The organism is Pseudomonas lurida, assembly GCF_013522705.1.
Lineage (GTDB): Bacteria > Pseudomonadota > Gammaproteobacteria > Pseudomonadales > Pseudomonadaceae > Aquipseudomonas > Aquipseudomonas quebecensis.
In genome coordinates this window covers 1-14119 of record NZ_JAAMRE010000040.1, presented here as the reverse complement: position 1 = coordinate 14119, position 14119 = coordinate 1, and the positions used below count along the sequence as shown (strand labels likewise).

Sequence of the window (14119 nt, the reverse complement as noted above, 5' to 3'; positions counted from 1 at the left end):
GCTTTTAGCGCGACTGAGGGCCCCATCGGTGCAAGCCCCGATGGGGCGCAAGTTAAGCCTGAGCCTCAATTGCCTGCCAGCAAGCTTTCGTAAGGAATGCGCAGGCCTTCATGTAGGCGTTTGATCATCGACAAGCTCAACTTGCGCTTGTGATTCAGCACTTCGGAAACACGCCCGCTCGTACCAATGAAAGGCTCAAGATCGCGGGCTGTCATGCCCAACTGCTCCATGCGGAATTTAATCGCTTCCACTGGATCCGACCCAGGCATCGGGAAGTGTTCGGCCTCGTATTTCTCGATCAAGATGGCCAGGATCTCCAGTTCATCACCTTCGGGCGAGCCGGCTTCTGCGCCCCATAGCTGCTCGACGCGTGCGAGCGCGGCGGTCAGATCTTCCTGACTATGAATGGGTTTGATGTTCATCAGATGGTCTCCGCATTGATTTGATCGTAGTGCGCATGGGTTCCCACGAAACGTATGAAGCCAAGTTGTCGCTGATAATCGATAGCCATGATCATTCGATACTTATTGCCGCCCACGTTAAATACAACTCTGCCACTCTTCAGAATGCTTGCTGTCCTGAGCTGTGCTTTCAGCGCTTGCGGTGTCGGATAAATGGCCTGTTCCACGTGGCGATACCATTCGGTGAGGGGGGCTTTTGCATCGGTATGAGCGGGATGGCTTTCCCAGAATGTTCGCAGGGTGGACCGCGCAATTATTCTCATCGCCGCGTCCTCCCAATTTGGGAGATGATAGGTGCGGTCAAGGGGATATGCAAACGAGGAAATGATTTCTGGCAAGCAGACAGTCGCTTCATGTGGTCCTTCACAACCGGCGGTGGATAGTCGGATTTGGAACCTATCCTCCCCCTCGAACCCAGTCCAGCGCGGTTCTGATTCAGGCTTTTTCCAGCGGGAGAGGGCTTGCCCCCAGTCGACTCCCCAGCCTCTACAACCCTTCCAACGTCCGCAACAACACCGCCACCTTCGTCAACGACTCCTGATACTCCGCCTCCCACTGCGAGTCCGCCACGATCCCGCCGCCGCCCCAGCAGCACACTTGCCCGTCCTTGACCAACAGGCTGCGGATGGCAATCGAGCTGTCCATCTCGCCGCGTACGTCCAGGTACATCAGCGAGCCGCAGTACAGGCCGCGCCGGGTCGGTTCCAGTTCATCGATGATCTGCATGGCGCGGATTTTCGGCGCGCCGGTGATGGAGCCGCCGGGGAAGCTGCCGGCGATCAGGTCCAGGGCGTCCTTGTCGTCGGCGAGGGTGCCGATGACGCTGCTCACCAGGTGGTGCACGTTGGGGTAGCTTTCCAGGCTGAACAGCTGCGGCACGCTGACCGAACCGGTGCGGCAGGTACGGCCCAGGTCGTTGCGCAGCAGGTCGACGATCATCAGGTTTTCCGCGCGATCCTTGGGGCTGGCCAGCAGGTCCGCGGCGTGGGCGGCGTCTTCTTCGGGTGTGTGGCCGCGCGGGCGGGTGCCCTTGATCGGGCGGGTTTCGACCCGACGCTCGCTGATGTGCACGAAGCGTTCCGGCGACAGGCTGAGAACCGCGCCCTGGTCGGGCAGGCTCTGGAACCCGGAAAACGGTGTCGGGCAGGCTTCGCGCAACGCGCAGTAAGCGGCCCAGGGATCGCCGCTGCACGGCGCGCGAAAGCGCTGGGCGAAATTGACCTGGTAGCAGTCGCCGGCCTGGATATAGTCCTGGATGCGCACGATGGCCTGGCGGTACGCCTGCGCTGTGATATCCGGCGTCATCGGCCCCTGGAGCCCGAAGGTGGCCGAAGTGGCGACGGGCGCTTGAGTGAACCGCGCCATTAACCGTTGCCGTTCGCTGTCGATCAGGGCCGGATGAAACACCAATTGGCTGGTCTGCGCCAGGTGATCACTGACCAGCGCCCAGGCATACAGGCCCAAGCGTGCATCCGGCAGATGCAGATCGTCTACCGCCAGGGTCGGCATCTGCTCCAGATGCCGGCCGAAGTCATAACTCAAATAGCCGATCAAACCGCCGGCAAACGGCAGGTCATATCCTGCCGGCAGGTCGGCCTTACCCAACTGCGTAAGGTTTTCCCGCAGGCGTTGCAGGAAATGCTCACCGCTTTCGTCAGGCGATACCGTCAACGTGGTCTCCGGCCAGGCGCTGAGCAGGTCATAGCGGCCGCGGTCGGCCGTCGGGCGGCCGCTGTCGAGCAGCACCGCACCGGGGGCGTGGCGAATCGCCGCGAAATACTCAGCGGGGTTGGCCCGGTAGGGCAGCGGATAAACGGTGCAGGTCGACATGCGGGGTGGATCAGCCAGGACGCGGGGGAGGGGATTGTAGTCCCCTGTAGGATTTGCTCCTAGAGGGGATGTCGGGGATAGACAGTTCGAAGGCCGGATCAGCCTTCAACGGGCGGAATATGGCCGAACATCGCCTGCACGAACTTCACCCGCTCTTCCACGGTTTCCGTCACGCCGGCAGCCTTCAGTTCTTCCAGCCGCGCCTCTACCGCATGGGTACGCAAGGTCAGGCCGCAGTCGTTGGCGATCTGGATATTCAGCCCCGGCCGTGCATTCAGCTCCAGGATCAGCGGGCCTTTTTCCTGGTCGAGCACCATGTCCACGCCGATATAGCCCAGCCCGCACAGTTCATAGCAGCCCGCCGCGAGCTTCATGAAACCGTCCCAGTTGGGCAATTGCACGCCGTCCACCGCGTTGGTGGTGTCGGGGTGTTTGGTAATGATGTTGTTCAGCCAGGTGCCGCGCAGGGTCAGGCCGGTGGCCAGGTCGACGCCCACGCCGATTGCGCCCTGGTGCAGGTTGGCCTTGCCGCCGGACTGCCGGGTCGGCAGGCGCAGCATGGCCATTACCGGGTACCCCATCAGCACGATGATGCGGATGTCCGGCACGCCTTCGTAACTGATGCTTTTGAAGATCTGGTCGGGCACCACGCGGTATTCGATCAGCGCGCGGTCGCGGTGGCCGCCCAGGGAGTACAGCCCGGTGAGAATGCTGGAAATCTGATGTTCGATCTCCTCGTGGCTGATGATCTTGCCGGACACCGTGCGGTAGCGCCCTTCAAAGCGGTCGGCCACCACCAGGATGCCGTCACCGCCGGCGCCCTGGGCCGGTTTGATCACGAAATCGCTGCGCCCGCCGATGATCTCGTCGAGCTTGTCGATTTCCTTTTCGGTGGAGATCACCCCGTACATTTCCGGCACATGGATGCCGGCCGCCAGCGCCCGCTCCTTGGTGATGATCTTGTCATCCACGATCGGGTACAGGCTGCGCTTGTTGTACTTGAGCACGTAGTCGGCATTACGCCGGTTGATGCCCATGATCCCCCGCGCCTCCAGGGCTTTCCAGGTCTTCCAGAAGCCGAACATTACGAATCAGCCTTGAGGAAGGCCTTGAACCGCACCAGTTCGGTCAGGCGATAGCCGCGATAACGACCCATGGCCAGCATGAAGCCCACCAGGATCAGCAGGATCGCCGGGAAGGTGAACACAAAGTAGATGAGCTCCGGCACGCTCATGATGATGTGTGCCAGGGACGCAGCGAACAGCGTACCGATCGCCACTTTCAGGGCATGGCTGGCGCCGCGTTCTTCCCAGGTAATCGACAGGCGTTCAATGGTCATGGTCAGGATCACCATCGGGAACAGCGCCACCGACAAGCCGCGCTCCAGCCCCAACTTATGACTGAACAGGCTGATCGCGGCGATCAACACCACCACAAACGTCAGCACCACCGACAACCTCGGCAGCATCTGCAGTTTCAAGTGTTCCAGGTACGAGCGCAGGGACAGCCCCAGCGCGGTGATGATGGTGAACAACACAATCCCGAAGCCCAGCTGTGTTTCACGGAACGCCAGGGCGATCAGCACCGGGGTGAAGGTGCCCAGGGTCTGCAGGCCGATCAGGTTGCGCAGGATCAGGATCACCAGCACGCCGATCGGGATCATCACCATGATCATGAAGGTCTGCTGGGTCTGCAGCGGCAGGCCGTACAGCGAGTATTCGAGGAAATTGGCGTCGGTGTTTTCGTCGGTCAGCTTGGCCAGGCGAATCGCGTTCATTTCGCTGTTGTTGAGGCTGAAGGTGACCATGGCTTTCTTGCCGCCATCGACGGTGATCAGGTTTTCATCGCCGGTCCACCACAGCAGGCGGTCGGCGGGCAGGCCCGGTTCGCCGGTTTCCGGGTTGAAGTACAGCCAGTCGTTGCCATTGAAGCTGCGCAGCCACAGTTCCGGGGTTTGCGGTTGGTCGGCGACCAGGCGGATGGTGTGGACTTTTTCCACCGGCACGTGGGCGATGGACAGCAGCAGCTCGACGATCTTGGCTTTGTGCGGCGTCGAGGGGTCGCCCGCCAGCAGTAGCTTCACATTGTCATCGTTGAGGTTATTGGTGCGCTTGATGGCTTCGGTGATAAAGGTCTCGACGTCGGCCGAGTGCTGGCGGATCGGCGCCAGCAGGGCTTCGGCGGCGATTTTTTCCGGGCCTTCCACGGCGATGCTGTCACGGAAGGTCGGGCCTTTGATCTTGGCTTTTTCGCCGCTGTAGCGCTTGGTCAGCACCAGGCGGTAATACAGGGTCTGGTTGCCCTTGGCCCGGCGCGCCGACCAGGTGACCTTGCGATTGCCGTCGATGCGGTTGACGCTCACCCCGTAGTTATTGGAGATGAAGCTCTCGTTGAGGCTGACGAAGTCACGGCTCAACGGCGGCACGAACATCTGGATCTTGACCGGGTCCTTGGGGCTGGCGACGAACTCGACCTTGGCGTCGATGTTCCACAGGTCATCCGTGGCGTCCTCGGTCACGGGGATCCCCAGCACGAAGATCTGGTAGGCGGTGACCGAAATGCCCAGCACCACCAGAAGGGTGATGAGGATTTTCAGGTGCAGGGTCAGAGAGCGCATTCGGTTTACTCGGCGGTATGAGCGTCGGCGGCGCAGGCAGGTTTGCCTGCTGCATATTTAAGACTGGGGTCGACCAGCGCATCAAAGCGTTTGAGCGCTTCGGAGCCGATCAGCAGCGGATATTGGAAAGCGCTGCGGTCAGTCAAGTTCACTTCTATGCTGCGTAAAGCGGTGCCCATGCAGATATCCAGGGCAATCACCGGGCGGGCGGTGTAGTTCTTGTCCTCATCGGGGTCGTAGTCACCGGCGCGGCGCTTGATCTTGCTGACGCGGGCCAGGGGGCGTTCGATGGGGTGGGAATGGGCGGTGTCGATGGCCAGGTAGAAGCGCACCCAGGATTCGCCGTTGCGTTTGAAACGCTTGATATCGCGGGCGCTGAGGGAGGCGGTCTTGGCACCGGTGTCCAATTTGGCGGCGACTTCCAGGTCGATACCGGCCAATTGGGCATATTCGTTGAGGCCATACACGGTCTTCTCGGCGGCGGCGCCGAGGCTCGGGATGGACAACAGGCAAAACATTAGGGGGAGGGGCTTGAGTCTCATAGATCCTGACGCGGTGCAGTGCGATGTTCATTCATGGCGACTGGCATGACTGCGCAATCTCTGGTGCGCCGTTTCATCAAGCGATGTCAGGCAAAGGCGGCGGGCATTCTAGCATGATGCTTTTCTGGCGCCAGCGCTGGCAGCCGGCCATGCTCCTAAGCGACACGTCGAGGTTATTAGACGATTGTCGACAATATGCATTTATTCTTTGACTAAGCGTGATTGATTGGCTAGTTTTTGCCGCATTGGTTTTCAAGGTGTCGACAATATGCCGGTTCAATCAGAACTTCCGACGGTGGCGTCAGACGAGTCCCAAACGATGTCGGAGAACGTCTTTCGGCGGATCCAGGCAGCCATCGTCAAAGGTGAGATCGCCCCCGGCAGCAAGATTTCCGAACCGGAGCTGGCGCGCACCTACGGCATCAGCCGTGGCCCGCTGCGTGAAGCGATCCACCGCCTGGAAGGCCAGCGCCTGCTGGTGCGGGTGCCGCACGTAGGCGCGCGGGTGGTTTCGCTCAGCCATGCCGAGCTGATCGAACTGTACGAAATCCGCGAATCCCTGGAAGGCATGGCCTGTCGCCTGGCCGCCGAGCGCATGACCGATGCCGAGATTGAAGAGCTGCGCCAGGTGCTGCACACCCATGAGCGGGACGCGGCGTTCCAGGCCGGTGTCGGCTACTACCAGCAGGAAGGCGACTTCGACTTTCATTACCGCATCATTCAAGGCGCGGGCAACCGCACGCTTACCCAGATGCTCTGCGGCGAGCTGTACCAGTTGGTGCGCATGTACCGCATCCAGTTCTCCACCACGCCCAACCGCCCCCGCCAGGCGTTTGCCGAGCATCACCGCATTCTTGATGCGATTGCCGATCGCGACGGCGAACTGGCCGAGTTATTGATGCGCCGGCATATCGGCGCTTCCAAACGCAATATTGCCCGTCATTTCCCAGGCGGCGCCCCTGATAGAGGTGAGTCATGAGTTCGAACAACAAAAGCACACCCGGCCAGCGCTTCCGTGACGCGGTGGCCAGCGAGCACCCGTTGCAGGTCGTCGGCGCGATCAACGCCAACCATGCGCTGTTGGCCAAGCGCGCCGGCTTCAAGGCCATCTATCTCTCGGGTGGCGGGGTGGCCGCCGGTTCCCTGGGCGTGCCGGACCTGGGTATCACCGGGCTGGACGACGTACTGACCGACGTGCGGCGCATCACCGACGTGTGCGATTTGCCGCTGTTGGTGGATGTGGACACCGGCTTCGGTTCCTCGGCCTTCAACGTGGCGCGCACGGTCAAGTCGATGATTAAGTTCGGCGCGGCCGCCATTCATATCGAAGACCAGGTGGGCGCCAAGCGCTGCGGCCATCGTCCGAACAAAGAAATCGTATCCCAGCAGGAAATGGTCGACCGCATCAAGGCCGCCGTGGACGCGCGCACCGATGACAGTTTCGTGATCATGGCGCGCACCGATGCCCTCGCCGTCGAAGGCCTGGAGTCCGCGCTGGAGCGTGCCGCTGCGTGCATCGAAGCCGGTGCCGACATGGTGTTCCCGGAAGCGATCACCGAGCTTGAGATGTACAAACTGTTCGCCGCGCGGGTAAAAGCGCCGATCCTGGCCAATATCACCGAATTCGGCTCGACCCCGTTGTACACCACCGAACAGTTGAAATCTGCGGATGTTTCCCTGGTGCTGTACCCGCTCTCGGCCTTTCGCGCCATGAACAAGGCCGCCGAAAACGTGTACACCGCGATCCGTCGCGACGGCACCCAACAGAACGTGATCGACACCATGCAAACGCGCATGGAGCTTTACGATCGCATCGACTACCACACCTTCGAGCAGAAGCTCGACGCGCTGTTCGCCGCCAAGAAATAAGCGCAGCGCCTCCCTGATAATTACAAAATTGGAGAAGAACCATGGCTGAAGCAAAAGTATTGAGTGGCGCCGGCCTGCGTGGCCAGGTGGCCGGGCAGACTGCACTGTCCACCGTGGGCCAGGCCGGTGCCGGCCTGACCTATCGCGGCTACGACGTGCGTGAATTGGCCGCCGACGCGCAATTCGAAGAAGTCGCCTACCTGTTGTTGTACGGCGAGTTGCCGAGCAAAACCGAATTGGCGGCCTACAGTGCCAAGCTGAGCACGTTGCGCGACCTGCCGCAGGCGCTCAAAGAAGTGCTCGAACGTATCCCCGCCGACGCCCACCCGATGGACGTGATGCGCACCGGTTGCTCGTTTCTGGGCAATATCGAGCCGGAAAAAGACTTCGGCGCCCAGCGCGATGTCACCGACCGCCTGCTCGCCGCATTCCCGGCGATCATGTGCTACTGGTATCGCTTCAGCCACGACGGTAAGCGCATCGACTGCGTGAGCGACGAGCCGAGCATCGGCGCTCACTTCCTGCATCTGCTGCACGGCAAGAAACCGAGCGAGCTGCATGAAAAAGTCATGAACGTATCGCTGATTCTCTACGCCGAACATGAATTCAACGCCTCGACGTTCACCGCGCGGGTCTGTGCCTCGACCTTGTCGGACCTGTATTCCTGCGTCACCGCCGCCATCGGTTCCCTGCGCGGCCCGCTGCACGGCGGCGCCAACGAAGCGGCGATGGAGATGATCGAGCGCTTCGCCTCGGCCGAAGAAGCGGTGGAAGGCACCCTCGGCATGCTGGCGCGCAAGGACAAAATCATGGGCTTCGGCCACGCGATCTACAAAGACAGCGACCCGCGCAACGAAGTGATCAAGGGTTGGGCGAAAAAACTCGCCGATGAAGTAGGCGACACCGTGCTGTTCCCGGTCTCCGAAGCCATCGACAAAACCATGTGGGAACAGAAGAAACTGTTCCCCAACGCCGACTTCTACCATGCCTCGGCGTACCACTTCATGGGCATCCCGACCAAGCTGTTCACGCCGATCTTCGTGTGCTCGCGGCTTACAGGATGGGCGGCCCACGTATTTGAGCAGCGCGCCAACAACCGCATCATCCGTCCAAGCGCCGAGTACGTCGGCGTGGAGCAGCGCAAGTTCGTGCCAATCGAACGTCGCTGAATGGGAATACCGACGATCCCGAAGTGGAAACCGGACCCAGTGTGGGAGGGGCAAGCCCCCTCCCACATTAAGTCGCATTTCAATTTTGGATCGGAGCAGGTCCTCCTTTTGCAATCACCGTGACCGAGTCCTGACGATGAACACTGAATTTCGCAAACCGCTCCCCGGCAGTCGCCTGGATTACTTCGACGCCCGTGCGGCGGTCGACGCCATCCGTCCCGGCGCCTATGCCACGCTGCCTTATACCTCTCGTGTACTCGCCGAGAACCTGGTGCGCCGTTGCGAGCCTGCCACCCTCAACGCCTCCCTGAGCCAGTTGATCGAGCGCAGGCGCGATCTGGATTTTCCGTGGTTTCCGGCGCGTGTGGTGTGTCATGACATTCTCGGCCAGACCGCACTGGTCGACCTCGCCGGCCTGCGCGATGCCATCGCCCTGCAAGGCGGTGATCCGGCGCAGGTCAATCCGGTGGTGCCGACACAGCTGATCGTCGACCACTCCCTGGCCGTCGAAGCCGGTGGTTCCGACCCGGACGCGTTCGAGAAAAACCGCGCCATCGAAGACCGTCGCAACGAAGACCGTTTCCACTTTATCGAATGGACCAAGAAAGCCTTCAAGAATGTCGACGTGATCCCACCGGGCAACGGCATCATGCACCAGATCAACCTGGAGAAAATGTCCCCGGTGATCCAGGTGCGCGACGGCGTGGCGTTCCCCGATACCTGCGTCGGCACCGACAGCCATACCCCGCATGTGGATGCCCTGGGCGTGATCGCCATCGGCGTCGGCGGCCTGGAAGCCGAAAGCGTGATGCTCGGCCGCGCGTCGTGGATGCGCCTGCCGGAAAGCGTGGGTGTGGAACTGACCGGAGAACTGCAGCCTGGCATCACCGCCACCGATATGGTGCTGGCGCTGACCGAGTTTCTGCGTCAACAAAAAGTGGTCGGCGCCTGGCTGGAATTCTTCGGTGAGGGCGCGTCCAAACTGACCCTCGGCGACCGCGCAACCATCTCCAACATGGCCCCGGAATACGGCGCCACGGCGGCGATGTTCTACATCGACCCACAGACCATTGCCTACCTCAAACTCACCGGCCGCGAAGACCAGCAGGTCGCGCTGGTCGAGCAATATGCTCGCCATACCGGGTTGTGGGCCGACGATCTCAAGGGCGCGCAATACGAGCGCGGCCTGACCTTCGACCTGTCCAGCGTGGTGCGCAACATGGCCGGCCCGAGCAACCCGCACGCCCGCGTCGCCACCCGCGACCTGGCCGCCAAAGGCATCAGCGGCCAATGGGACGAAGTGCCCGGCCAAATGCCCGACGGTGCGGTGATCATTGCCGCCATCACCAGTTGCACCAACACCAGCAACCCGCGCAACGTAATTGCCGCAGGCCTGTTGGCGCGCAACGCCAACAAACTGGGGCTCACGCGCAAGCCGTGGGTCAAGTCGTCCCTGGCGCCAGGCTCGAAAACCGTGGCGATGTACCTGGAAGAAGCCGGCCTGGGCCATGAACTGGAAAAACTCGGTTTTGGCGTGGTGGCGTTCGCCTGCACTACCTGCAATGGCATGTCCGGCGCGCTCGACCCAGCGATCCAGCAGGAAATCATCGACCGCGACCTGTACGCCACCGCCGTGCTGTCGGGCAATCGTAACTTCGATGGGCGCATCCACCCGTACGCCAAGCAAGCCTTTCTCGCCTCGCCGCCGCTGGTGGTGGCGTATGCGATTGCCGGCACCATCCGTTTCGATATCGAGAAAGACGTGCTGGGCTTCGACGCCGACGGCAAGGAGATCCGCCTGCAGGACATCTGGCCGAGCGACGCAGAAATCGACGCGGTGGTCCAGGCGTCGGTCAAGCCGGAGCAGTTCCGCGCGGTGTATATCCCAATGTTCGCGATCCACGAGGACACCGGCCCGAAAGTCGCGCCGCTGTACGACTGGCGTCCGCAGAGCACCTATATCCGTCGTCCGCCGTACTGGGAAGGCGCGCTGGCCGGGGCGCGGCCGCTCAAGGGCATGCGGCCGCTGGCGGTGCTGCCGGACAACATCACCACCGACCACCTGTCGCCGTCCAACGCGATCATGCTCGACAGCGCCGCCGGTGAGTACCTGGCGAAAATGGGCCTGCCGGAGGTCGACTTCAACTCCTATGCCACTCACCGTGGCGACCACCTGACCGCGCAGCGCGCCACCTTCGCCAACCCGAAACTGTTCAACGAAATGGTGGTGGAAAACGGCAAGGTCAAGCAGGGTTCCCTGGCGCGCATCGAGCCCGAAGGCAAGGTCACGCGGATGTGGGAAGCCATCGAAACCTACATGGAGCGCAAACAGCCGCTGATCATCATCGCCGGCGCCGACTACGGCCAGGGCTCGTCCCGTGACTGGGCGGCCAAGGGCGTGCGCCTGGCCGGCGTGGAAGCAATTGCCGCCGAAGGGTTCGAGCGTATCCACCGCACCAATCTGGTGGGCATGGGTGTGTTGCCGCTGGAGTTCCTGCCGGGTACCAACCGGCACACCCTGCAGATCGACGGCAGTGAAACCTATGATGTGGTCGGCGAACGCACCCCGCGCGCGCAACTGACGTTGGTGATCAACCGCAAGAATGGCGCCCGTGTCGAAGTGCCGGTCACCTGCCGCCTGGACACCGCCGAAGAAGTGTCGATCTACGAGGCGGGTGGCGTATTGCAGCGTTTTGCCCAGGACTTCCTGGAATCGGCGGCGACCGCCTGAGGAGGATGACCATGGCACACGCACCGCAAATCAAAATCCCCGCCACCTATATGCGTGGCGGCACCAGCAAGGGCGTTTTTTTCAGCCTCCTGGACCTGCCCGCGTCGGCGCAGGTGCCGGGTGCGGCACGCGACGCCTTGTTGTTGCGAGTGATCGGCAGCCCCGATCCCTACGACAAGCAAATCGACGGCATGGGCGGCGCCACGTCCAGCACCAGTAAGACGGTGATCCTGGCCAAGAGCACCCGCGCCGATCACGACGTGGATTACCTGTTCGGCCAGGTCTCCATCGACAAGCCCTTCGTGGACTGGAGCGGCAACTGCGGCAACCTGTCGGCGGCGGTGGGTTCGTTCGCCATCAGCGCCGGGCTGGTGGCCCCGGCCCGTGTGCCGCGCGATGGCGTGGCCGTGGTGCGCATCTGGCAGGCCAATATCGGCAAAACCATCATTGCCCACGTGCCGATCACCGACGGCGCGGTACAGGAAACCGGCGATTTCGAACTGGACGGCGTGACCTTCCCGGCCGCCGAAGTGCAGTTGGAATTCATGGACCCGGCGGCGGACGAAGAGGGCGGAGGCGGCTCGATGTTCCCCACCGGCAACCTGGTGGACGAGCTGGAGGTGCCGGGCGTCGGCACGTTCAAGGCCACGCTGATCAACGCCGGCATCCCGACGATTTTTATCAACGCCGAAGACCTCGGTTACACCGGCACCGAACTGCAAGGCGCGATCAACAGCGACCCCAAGGCCCTGGCGATGTTCGAGACCGTGCGCGCCCATGGCGCTCTGCGCATGGGCTTGATCAAGCATCTGGACGAAGCCGCCCAGCGTCAGCACACGCCCAAGGTCGCGTTCGTGGCCAAACCCGCCGATTACGTGGCCTCCAGCGGTAAGGCGATCAAGGCCGGCGACGTGGATTTGCTGGTGCGCGCGCTGTCGATGGGCAAGTTGCACCACGCCATGATGGGGACGGCGGCGGTGGCGATCGGCACGGCGGCGGCGATTTCCGGGACGCTGGTCAACCTGGCGGCCGGTGGCATCGAGCGCAACGCCGTGCGCTTCGGGCATCCGTCCGGCACCTTGCGCGTGGGGGCCGAGGCCACCCAGGTGGACGGTGAATGGGTGGTGAAGAAGGCCATCATGAGCCGCAGTGCCCGGGTATTGATGGAAGGCTTCGTGCGCGTACCCGGGGGCTCCTTCTAAAGCGCAACACCAATCCTTGTGGAGAACTGCCATGAGCGCCAACGTCGACCAGAACAACCGTCCTGACTATGATCAGGTCCTGCAGGACATCGCCGATTACGTTCTCGATTATCGGATCGCATCCCAGGCCGCTCTGGACACCGCACGCCACTGCCTGATGGACACCCTCGGCTGCGGCCTGCTGGCCCTGCGTTTCCCCGAATGCACCAAGCATCTGGGGCCGATGGTGGAGGGCACGGTGGTGCCGTTCGGCGCGCGGGTGCCGGGTACTTCATTCCGGCTGGACCCGGTCAAGGCCGCGTGGGACATCGGCTGCCTCGTGCGCTGGCTCGACTACAACGACACCTGGCTCGCCGCCGAATGGGGCCACCCTTCGGATAACCTGGGCGCCATCCTCGCCGTGGCCGATCACCTCTCGCAAAAGCGCGTGGCCAATGGCGATGCGCCCTTGACCCTGCGCGCGGTGCTGGAGGCGATGATCATGGCCCATGAAATCCAGGGCGTGCTAGCCCTGGAAAATTCGTTCAACCGTGTCGGCCTCGACCATGTGCTGCTGGTGAAAGTCGCCTCCACCGCGGTCAGCGCCAAACTGATGGGCGCCAATCGCGAGCAGTTATTGTCGGCGCTGTCCCATGCATTCGTTGACGGCCAGGCGTTGCGCACCTACCGCCACGCGCCGAATGCCGGTTCGCGCAAATCCTGGGCGGCGGGGGACGCTTCAAGTCGCGGCGTACGCCTGGCGGATATCGCGCTGCGTGGCGAAATGGGCATCCCGGGGGTGCTGAGTGCGCCGCAATGGGGTTTCTATGACGTACTGTTCAGCCACACCAACAAGGACTTGGCGCTCAAGCCCGAAGACCAGCGTGCATTCAGCTTGAGTCAGCCTTATGGCACCTATGTGATGGAGAACGTGCTGTTCAAGATCAGCTTTCCCGCCGAGTTCCACGCGCAGACCGCCTGCGAAGCCGCGGTGAGGTTGCATCCGCAGGTCAGGGACCGCCTGCACGAGGTCGAACGCATCGTGATCACTACCCATGAGTCAGCGATTCGTATCATCTCCAAGGTCGGCCCCCTGGCCAACGCCGCCGACCGCGACCACTGCCTGCAATACATGACCGCCGTGCCCCTGGCGTTCGGCAACCTGGTGGCCGAGCACTACGAGGATACTTTCCATGCCGCGCACCCGATCATCGACGTGCTGCGCAACAAGATGGTCATCGTCGAGAACCCGCGCTACAGCCGTGAATACCTGGAGGCCGACAAGCGTTCGATTGCCAATGCGGTGCAAGTGTTCTTTACCGATGGCACTTGCACCGAAGAGGTGGCGGTGGAATATCCGATAGGTCATCGCCGCCGTCGGGCGCAGGGCATTCCATTGCTGGAAGACAAGTTCAAGGCCAACCTGGCCACGCGGTTTACCGCGCAGCGCAGTGCCGAGATTTTTGCGTTGTGCAAGGATCAGGCGAAGCTTGAAGCCACCCCGGTCAACCGTTTCGTGGACTTGTTCGTGATCTAGCAGGATGCGCCGAGCTAAACCTGTGGCAGGGGCGGTGCGACGATTTGACAAGCCTGCTCACCACAGCAAGCCCGTTCACTACAAGAACCTCATTTTCTCAGGCTATGTTTTCACCGAAGACATGCAGCCACCAACCCTAACCACGATGCGAAGCGAGCCGCTCTTGCTCTCGCTTTTGACCT

12 protein-coding genes are annotated in these 14119 nt (G+C 62.1%); 6 read left to right on the top strand and 6 right to left on the bottom strand.

Going from position 1 to position 14119, the window contains the following annotated elements; translation table 11 throughout:
- Positions 1–65 precede the first annotated feature (65 nt).
- From G7025_RS24990 to rloA, 6 genes are all read right to left on the bottom strand, one after another.
- A complete protein-coding gene (locus G7025_RS24990; RefSeq protein WP_040269126.1) occupies positions 66–422 on the bottom strand; it encodes a helix-turn-helix domain-containing protein in 357 nt (118 codons plus the stop codon).
- Positions 422–724 (bottom strand): type II toxin-antitoxin system HigB family toxin, encoded by a 303-nt coding sequence (locus G7025_RS24985; RefSeq protein ID WP_181081713.1) that lies wholly within the window; start codon positions 722–724, stop codon positions 422–424. The genes G7025_RS24990 and G7025_RS24985 overlap by 1 nt, the downstream gene beginning before the upstream one ends.
- Before the next feature lie 223 nt (positions 725–947).
- Positions 948–2291 carry an aminodeoxychorismate synthase component I gene (gene pabB / locus G7025_RS24980; protein WP_181081677.1) on the bottom strand — a complete coding sequence of 448 codons (1344 nt, stop codon included), beginning with the start codon at positions 2289–2291 and terminating at the stop codon, positions 948–950.
- Positions 2292–2389: 98 nt separating this feature from the next.
- On the bottom strand, positions 2390–3376 hold the full coding sequence (locus G7025_RS24975; protein ID WP_034099736.1) for an alpha-L-glutamate ligase-like protein: 987 nt from the start codon (positions 3374–3376) through the stop codon (positions 2390–2392).
- Complete coding sequence (gene rloB / locus G7025_RS24970) at positions 3376–4908, bottom strand: osmotic stress tolerance membrane protein RloB (RefSeq protein ID WP_181081676.1); 1533 nt, start codon at positions 4906–4908, stop codon at positions 3376–3378. The genes G7025_RS24975 and rloB overlap by 1 nt, the downstream gene beginning before the upstream one ends.
- A gap of 5 nt (positions 4909–4913) precedes the next feature.
- A complete protein-coding gene (gene rloA, locus G7025_RS24965) occupies positions 4914–5450 on the bottom strand; it encodes a retropepsin-like aspartic peptidase RloA (RefSeq protein WP_181081675.1) in 537 nt (178 codons plus the stop codon).
- 268 nt (positions 5451–5718) lie between these two features.
- Here rloA and G7025_RS24960 point away from each other — a divergent pair, with 268 nt between their 5' ends.
- The 6 genes from G7025_RS24960 to prpD all read left to right on the top strand — a co-directional run bounded on the left by G7025_RS24960 (position 5719) and on the right by prpD (position 13937).
- Positions 5719–6429 (top strand): GntR family transcriptional regulator, encoded by a 711-nt coding sequence (locus tag G7025_RS24960; protein WP_181081674.1) that lies wholly within the window; start codon positions 5719–5721, stop codon positions 6427–6429.
- Positions 6426–7319 carry a methylisocitrate lyase gene (gene prpB / locus G7025_RS24955; RefSeq protein WP_122772418.1) on the top strand — a complete coding sequence of 298 codons (894 nt, stop codon included), beginning with the start codon at positions 6426–6428 and terminating at the stop codon, positions 7317–7319. The genes G7025_RS24960 and prpB overlap by 4 nt, the downstream gene beginning before the upstream one ends.
- Positions 7320–7360: 41 nt before the next feature.
- Complete coding sequence (gene prpC, locus G7025_RS24950) at positions 7361–8488, top strand: bifunctional 2-methylcitrate synthase/citrate synthase (protein WP_181081673.1); 1128 nt, start codon at positions 7361–7363, stop codon at positions 8486–8488.
- Positions 8489–8624: 136 nt separating this feature from the next.
- Positions 8625–11219, top strand: coding sequence for a Fe/S-dependent 2-methylisocitrate dehydratase AcnD (acnD, locus tag G7025_RS24945; RefSeq protein ID WP_181081672.1), 2595 nt, complete (start codon positions 8625–8627; stop codon positions 11217–11219).
- An 11-nt stretch (positions 11220–11230) separates the two neighbouring features.
- Entirely contained in the window at positions 11231–12421 is a 1191-nt protein-coding gene (prpF, locus tag G7025_RS24940; protein ID WP_181081671.1) for a 2-methylaconitate cis-trans isomerase PrpF, read from the top strand.
- 31 nt (positions 12422–12452) lie between these two features.
- Positions 12453–13937, top strand: coding sequence for a 2-methylcitrate dehydratase (gene prpD, locus G7025_RS24935; RefSeq protein WP_181081670.1), 1485 nt, complete (start codon positions 12453–12455; stop codon positions 13935–13937).
- Positions 13938–14119 lie beyond the last annotated feature (182 nt).

What these genes read in the sequence shown, in the direction of transcription:
- G7025_RS24985 (WP_181081713.1), bottom strand. Translation starts at nt 724, where the DNA reads ATGAGAATAATTGCGCGGTCCACCCTGCGAACATTCTGGGAAAGCCAT.
- prpF (WP_181081671.1), top strand. Translation starts at nt 11,231, where the DNA reads ATGGCACACGCACCGCAAATCAAAATCCCCGCCACCTATATGCGTGGC.
- G7025_RS24990 (WP_040269126.1), bottom strand. Translation starts at nt 422, where the DNA reads ATGAACATCAAACCCATTCATAGTCAGGAAGATCTGACCGCCGCGCTC.
- prpD (WP_181081670.1), top strand. Translation starts at nt 12,453, where the DNA reads ATGAGCGCCAACGTCGACCAGAACAACCGTCCTGACTATGATCAGGTC.
- pabB (WP_181081677.1), bottom strand. Translation starts at nt 2,291, where the DNA reads ATGTCGACCTGCACCGTTTATCCGCTGCCCTACCGGGCCAACCCCGCT.
- acnD (WP_181081672.1), top strand. Translation starts at nt 8,625, where the DNA reads ATGAACACTGAATTTCGCAAACCGCTCCCCGGCAGTCGCCTGGATTAC.
- prpC (WP_181081673.1), top strand. Translation starts at nt 7,361, where the DNA reads ATGGCTGAAGCAAAAGTATTGAGTGGCGCCGGCCTGCGTGGCCAGGTG.
- prpB (WP_122772418.1), top strand. Translation starts at nt 6,426, where the DNA reads ATGAGTTCGAACAACAAAAGCACACCCGGCCAGCGCTTCCGTGACGCG.
- rloA (WP_181081675.1), bottom strand. Translation starts at nt 5,450, where the DNA reads ATGAGACTCAAGCCCCTCCCCCTAATGTTTTGCCTGTTGTCCATCCCG.
- rloB (WP_181081676.1), bottom strand. Translation starts at nt 4,908, where the DNA reads ATGCGCTCTCTGACCCTGCACCTGAAAATCCTCATCACCCTTCTGGTG.
- G7025_RS24975 (WP_034099736.1), bottom strand. Translation starts at nt 3,376, where the DNA reads ATGTTCGGCTTCTGGAAGACCTGGAAAGCCCTGGAGGCGCGGGGGATC.
- G7025_RS24960 (WP_181081674.1), top strand. Translation starts at nt 5,719, where the DNA reads ATGCCGGTTCAATCAGAACTTCCGACGGTGGCGTCAGACGAGTCCCAA.